Annotated in this window: 3 protein-coding genes, 1 rRNA gene and 3 pseudogenes; 3 read left to right on the forward strand and 4 right to left on the reverse strand. The window is 48.8% G+C overall.

Annotation, left to right across the window (positions count from 1 at the left end; genetic code table 11):
• Nucleotides 1-233: pseudogene (locus RMO52_RS24845) on the forward strand (NADH-quinone oxidoreductase subunit B); the annotation flags it as partial.
• Here the strand turns inward: RMO52_RS24845 and RMO52_RS20295 are convergent.
• Together RMO52_RS20295 and ndhC are read right to left on the reverse strand one after the other, a co-directional pair.
• Nucleotides 234-872 (reverse strand): annotated as a pseudogene (locus tag RMO52_RS20295) (NADH dehydrogenase subunit K); the annotation flags it as partial. It abuts the pseudogene before it with no gap.
• Nucleotides 869-1,231, reverse strand: coding sequence for a photosynthetic/respiratory NAD(P)H-quinone oxidoreductase subunit C (ndhC, locus tag RMO52_RS20300; protein WP_309744003.1), 363 nt, complete (start codon nucleotides 1,229-1,231; stop codon nucleotides 869-871). The gene ndhC and the pseudogene RMO52_RS20295, both read right to left, overlap by 4 nt.
• 675 nt (nucleotides 1,232-1,906) lie before the next feature.
• Between ndhC and RMO52_RS20305 the strand changes: the two genes are divergently transcribed.
• On the forward strand, nucleotides 1,907-3,370 hold the full coding sequence (locus tag RMO52_RS20305) for an HlyD family efflux transporter periplasmic adaptor subunit (RefSeq protein ID WP_310417878.1): 1,464 nt from the start codon (nucleotides 1,907-1,909) through the stop codon (nucleotides 3,368-3,370).
• Nucleotides 3,367-4,527, forward strand: a complete 1,161-nt coding sequence (gene devC / locus RMO52_RS20310) for an ABC transporter permease DevC (protein WP_309744007.1) — start codon at nucleotides 3,367-3,369, stop codon at nucleotides 4,525-4,527. The genes RMO52_RS20305 and devC overlap by 4 nt, the downstream gene beginning before the upstream one ends.
• Before the next feature lie 35 nt (nucleotides 4,528-4,562).
• Here the strand turns inward: devC and RMO52_RS20315 are convergent.
• Nucleotides 4,563-4,811: pseudogene (locus RMO52_RS20315) on the reverse strand (endonuclease/exonuclease/phosphatase family protein); the annotation flags it as partial.
• A gap of 220 nt (nucleotides 4,812-5,031) precedes the next feature.
• Nucleotides 5,032-5,149 (reverse strand): 5S ribosomal RNA (gene rrf, locus RMO52_RS20320).
• Nucleotides 5,150-5,167 lie beyond the last annotated feature (18 nt).

The raw sequence follows: 5,167 nt of genomic DNA on the forward strand, positions 1-5,167 counted from the left end.
AGCTGCGGAAAAAAATCGCTAACGAGTCAATGCAAGAGCGGAGTCTGCTCAATCAAACTCACCGTTACTACAGTACGACCCATAACATGAAAGTCGTGCCCCCCATCTTGACTGGAGCGTATCTCCAAACGGGGACTCACGATCGTCCCCCAGCCGAAATCGCTGCCGCCATGGGAATGCCAGTACCACCCGCACTCGCTACCGCTCAAAAACAGGAGGTCGAACGTGGCTGAGGGACTGTCGTGTTTACCCGTCTGGAGATATGCTCCGGTCAAGATGGGTGGTACGACTTTCATGTTATGTGTCGTACTGTAGTAACGGTGAGTTTGATTGAGCAGACTCCGCTCTTGCATTGACTCGTTAGCGATTTTTTTCCGCAGCTTGATGATGGCATCCATTACCGCTTCGGGACGCGGCGGACAACCGGGGAGATAAATATCGACGGGGATGAGTTTATCGACACCGCGTACCGCAGTCGGCGAGTCGGCACTAAACATCCCGCCCGTGATCGTACATGCACCCATCGCAATTACATACTTGGGTTCGGGCATTTGCTCGTAGAGACGTACCAAGGCTGGAGCCATCTTCATCGTGATCGTACCAGCAGTAATCAACAAATCTGCCTGACGGGTACTCGCACGAGGAATCAGTCCAAACCGATCGAAATCAAATCTAGAACCGATCATTGCGGCCATTTCGATAAAACAGCAGGCGGTACCAAATAACAGCGGCCACAGGCTCGATAACCGCGACCAGTTGTAGAGATCGTCTACCGTTGTCAGGATCACATTTTCTGACAGATCGGTAGTTACTTGCGGACGCTCGATCGGATTGGAGATCCGCTCTAAATTATTGATATCATTGGGGGTCATGACCATTCTAAGGCTCCTTTGCGCCAAGCATAAACTAGGGCGATTACAAGAATTGTGATAAAAATAAGCGCTTCAATAAAAGCTAGCAAACCTAGTTGACTAAATGCGACTGCCCACGGGTACAGGAATACCGTCTCTACGTCAAAGACAACGAAGACTAGGGCAAACATATAGTACCGAATATTAAACTGAATCCAGGCACCGCCGATCGGTTCCATCCCCGATTCGTAGGTCGTGCGGCGTTCTGGGCCACCACCGCTGGGACGCAGTAATTTCGATGCTGATAGTGCTAATATCGGCACCAGGCTACATGTCAGGATGAAGCCGAGGAGATATTCATAACCGTTAAGGACAAACACAGATTATTCGTAGTCATGAGGGGATAACGATCGCAGATCCCAACCAGCGATCGGCTCACAACTAATCTAGAAAATCTCAAGACTTGCGATCGTGATGAGATCTGGCAATGGTCGCCGATTAGTTCCGCTCTCTGGCTGAGGACTCAATCTATTTATATTTTATCCATATTCAGTCCCTGCGGATCGGGCTTGTCGGCAATCTGGCGACATTTAAGATTTCAGTTGGCTACTTTTACGATCGATCCTGTTGTTTTTCCCTGTATCCCTGCCATTACCATAAGGAGTGTTTAAAGCGAAGCGGCAAATAATAGATACTAGTTAGCTGCGGATTTACTAGCGGAGGCAGAACCCGGATCTGGGGGTCGGTACCCCCAGACCCCCCGTTGAAAGGCGGGATGCTGTCTTGATTTGCTAAACCCTCGGGGAACCCGAGGAGCGCAAATCGCCGCCTCTCAAACTCTCCTGCGTAAGGTTCGATTTGTAGGAAGCGGCGTTCGCTGCTTTCTCTTACCTCTTACCTCTTACCTCTTACCTCTTACCTTTTACCTCTTACCTCTTACCTATTCCCTATCCCCAATCCCCAATACCCAACCCCCTAGCATATTACGACCGTCATAACAAATAGCGTCCATTCGCAAGTAGTATAAGATCGACAACATCAGTAATCCTCAAGGCATGAAACCCGATTTCGCGCTGACAATTTGTGGACTAGTGGTACTGCTGGGTGGCTGCACGTCAGGCATCGCCCAACAAAGTCCCCAGCCAGTTATCCCTGCCAAACCGAATGCGGTAGTGGCATTGGGACGGATTCAGCCTGAAGGTGAAGTGATTAAGCTCTCGGTGGCGAATGCTCAAGATAGTCGAGTCGATCGGATCTTGATTAAAGAAGGTGATTTTGTCAAGCGCGATCGAATCATTGCTATTTTACAAGGGATCGATCGCAAACAAGCTGACTTACGGGATGCCCTAGCAGATGTCAAACTGCGCGAACTCGAACTCTCGAAGATCGTTCAAGGTGGTTTCAAAAATTCGCAAATTGTCGCCCAAACTGCGGCGATCTCCCGGCTCCAAGCGCAACTGACGAGCGCGCGCCAACAGCAACAAGCCGTCCTCAATAGTGCCCAAGCGCAATTGCAAAACGCCTTAGCCAACGATCTGCGCCAAGCTAGCTCGACGAAAGCGGGGTTAGGCTTATTGACAGCCCGCGCCAAATTAGCCAATGCTGAGGCGGAATATCGCCGCCGCAGTCAGTTCGATCGATCGGGTGACAATACCCTCGGATTGCGTGCCAAATTCACCAACACGCGGACGGAATATCAGCGCAAACTCACCCTGTATCGCGCTGGCGGTATCAGCAAATCCCAATTAGACAAAGCCCACGAAGAATTTACCTCCGCCCAAGCATTACTCCAAGAACGCCAAATCGATACCAAAACCCAACTAGATAAAGCCACCGAAGAATTAGCCGCCGCTACCGCCACTCTCCAAGAGAAAAAGCTCGAAATCCAATCCCAATCGGGACGAATTAGCACCGACCTAGCTACCGTTCGCCAGACAGTCAAGGAAAAGCAAGCCGAATTAAACCGCGTCATTCACACACTCACGGCGGAGATCCAACAGGAGCAGGCAAAATTAGCCGAGTTGCGCGAAGTTCGCCCCACCGACGTGCGAATCGCGCAAGCCCAACTCGACAAAGCCAAAATCGCCGTCGAGCAAAAACAAGCCGCCCTGCGTGATTCGGAAGTCCGCGTCCCTGTAGACGGTCAAATTCTCAAAATTAATACCCGCGTCGGCGAGCAGGTAAACACCGCTCAGGGCATCGTCGAACTAGCTCAAACCACTAATATGTACGTCATTGCCGAAGTTGCTGAAATCGATATCAATCGCATTTACCAGGGACAACCCGCCGTAGTTACCAGCGAATACAATAGCTTTGCCGGATCGCTCCAAGGCACCGTTGCCCAAATTGGCTTACAAGTGGGGCGCAAACAAAGCCAAGAGGCTAGTGGTAATAATCCAGCTACTGACAAGGACAGCCGGATTGTCGCCGTTAAAATTAAAATTGCGCCCCAGGATACAACTAAAGTTGCCAAGCTGACAAATCTCCAAGTGCGCGTGCGCCTACCTTCAAAGTCATGAACAACCTTTTTTCCCGCCGCGTCCCCCTAGCATGGGCACAATTAGCTCACCAAAGAGTCCGCACCAGCGTTGCTATGGGCGGAATTGCTTTTGCTAACGTGTTGATTTTCATGCAGTTAGGATTCGTCAATTTATTTGCTGGCGGCGCAATCTTATTACCCAAACATCTACAAGGCGACTTATTTTTAATAAATCCCGATGCGCTATTTATTGGTGCCGATACTTTCGATCGCACTCGCCTCTATCAAGCCGCTGCATTTGATGGGATCGTTACTGCCGAGCCACTATACATGCGGCGTGGTGTCTGGGCATTAAATAAAAAAACAATTTCTTACGATACGCGGGTATTTGCCTACAATCCTCAACTCCAAATCTTCGATCTGCCAGAAGTCAATCGCCAACAATCCAAACTCCGCGAACCATTTACCGTTTTATTCGATCGATTATCTCGCGCCGAATTAGGGCCGATTCCCGCCCAGTTAGCGTCCAAACCGACAACTACCGCGATGTTAAATAATCAACGCTTGGTTGTGAATGGTTTATTTAGTCTCGGCTGCTCCTTCTTTCTCAGTGAAGGCAATCTGATTACCAGCGATCGCACCTTCGCCGAGCTATTTGGCAGTGAATCGCTCCAACAGGTATCACTCGGCATCATTCGCGTTAAACCCGGTACCGATCTCATCGCCCTCAAACGGGGAATCGAGCAAAACGTTCCTGGCATTAAAGCACTCACCCATCAAGAGCTACAAGCCAAAGAATTACAATTTCAAGATGCCAACCCTAGCAGTACGATCTTTAATTTTGGCGCAATGATGGGTTTCATAGTTGGTGTCGCGATCGTTTATCAAGTCCTCTACAGCGATGTCAGCGACCATTTGGCCGAATACGCCACCCTCAAAGCCATCGGCTACTCCAATCGATCGCTCCTATCAGTCATCTTCCAAGAAGCAATATTCCTCGCGATTTTAGGCTTTATCCCTGGTTTTATCGTCACATTGGGCATGTATCAACTGTTGACAAACCTCACCCGCCTAGAGCTACTTATGACCCTCAATTTAGCTATAACAGTGTTTATTTTAACTCTTGCCATGTGTCTGATTTCCGCCGCGATCGCGTCAAACAAGCTTCGCGCTGCCGATCCCGCTGATGTATTTTAGCGTTCCCATCGCCCTAAAAGCTTAGCTAATTATTGCTACTTTAATTGCAAATCGGCGACGAGATATTGATGGTCGGAACCAATACCCGCCTTCGTCCAAGCAGAACGAGCGTGCCAGTGATTAGAATAGAAAATATGGTCGATTCTCACCAGCGGAATTGCCACTGGTGGTGCGATCGGAAATGTCATTCCCATTCCCCATCCTGCTATCTGAAAAGCATTATTCAAAGAGCGACTCAGTAAGTGATAATTACGATCGAGATCGCTAGTATTGAAATCGCCAACTACTAATAATGGTCATCCTAATGGTTGACTAGATTTTAGTGGATACTTACTAAAAATTCCAAACTCAAAAGCTGGCGAAATCACTTGATATGGAAAATCTCGCTTCAATGCTTGACTGAGTTGAACAACCGTATATTTAACTAAATCTACTATTTAGCATTCATATTTATATAATCAAAAGAGCCGAACACTAATAGTATCCGACTCTTTTAAATATTAAGCTTGGCAGCGAGCTATTTTGACAGGGGGCAACCCCCCAACTATCGTCGCCGTGCGAGCGTTTCACCTCCGAGTTCGGGAAGGGATCGGTGTGGTTCCACTCGGCCATAGACACCAAGCAGGTGTACTGGTTAAAG

Origin of the sequence: Chamaesiphon sp. OTE_8_metabat_110 (genome assembly GCF_031382685.1) — a bacterium.
Lineage (GTDB): Bacteria > Cyanobacteriota > Cyanobacteriia > Cyanobacteriales > Chamaesiphonaceae > Chamaesiphon.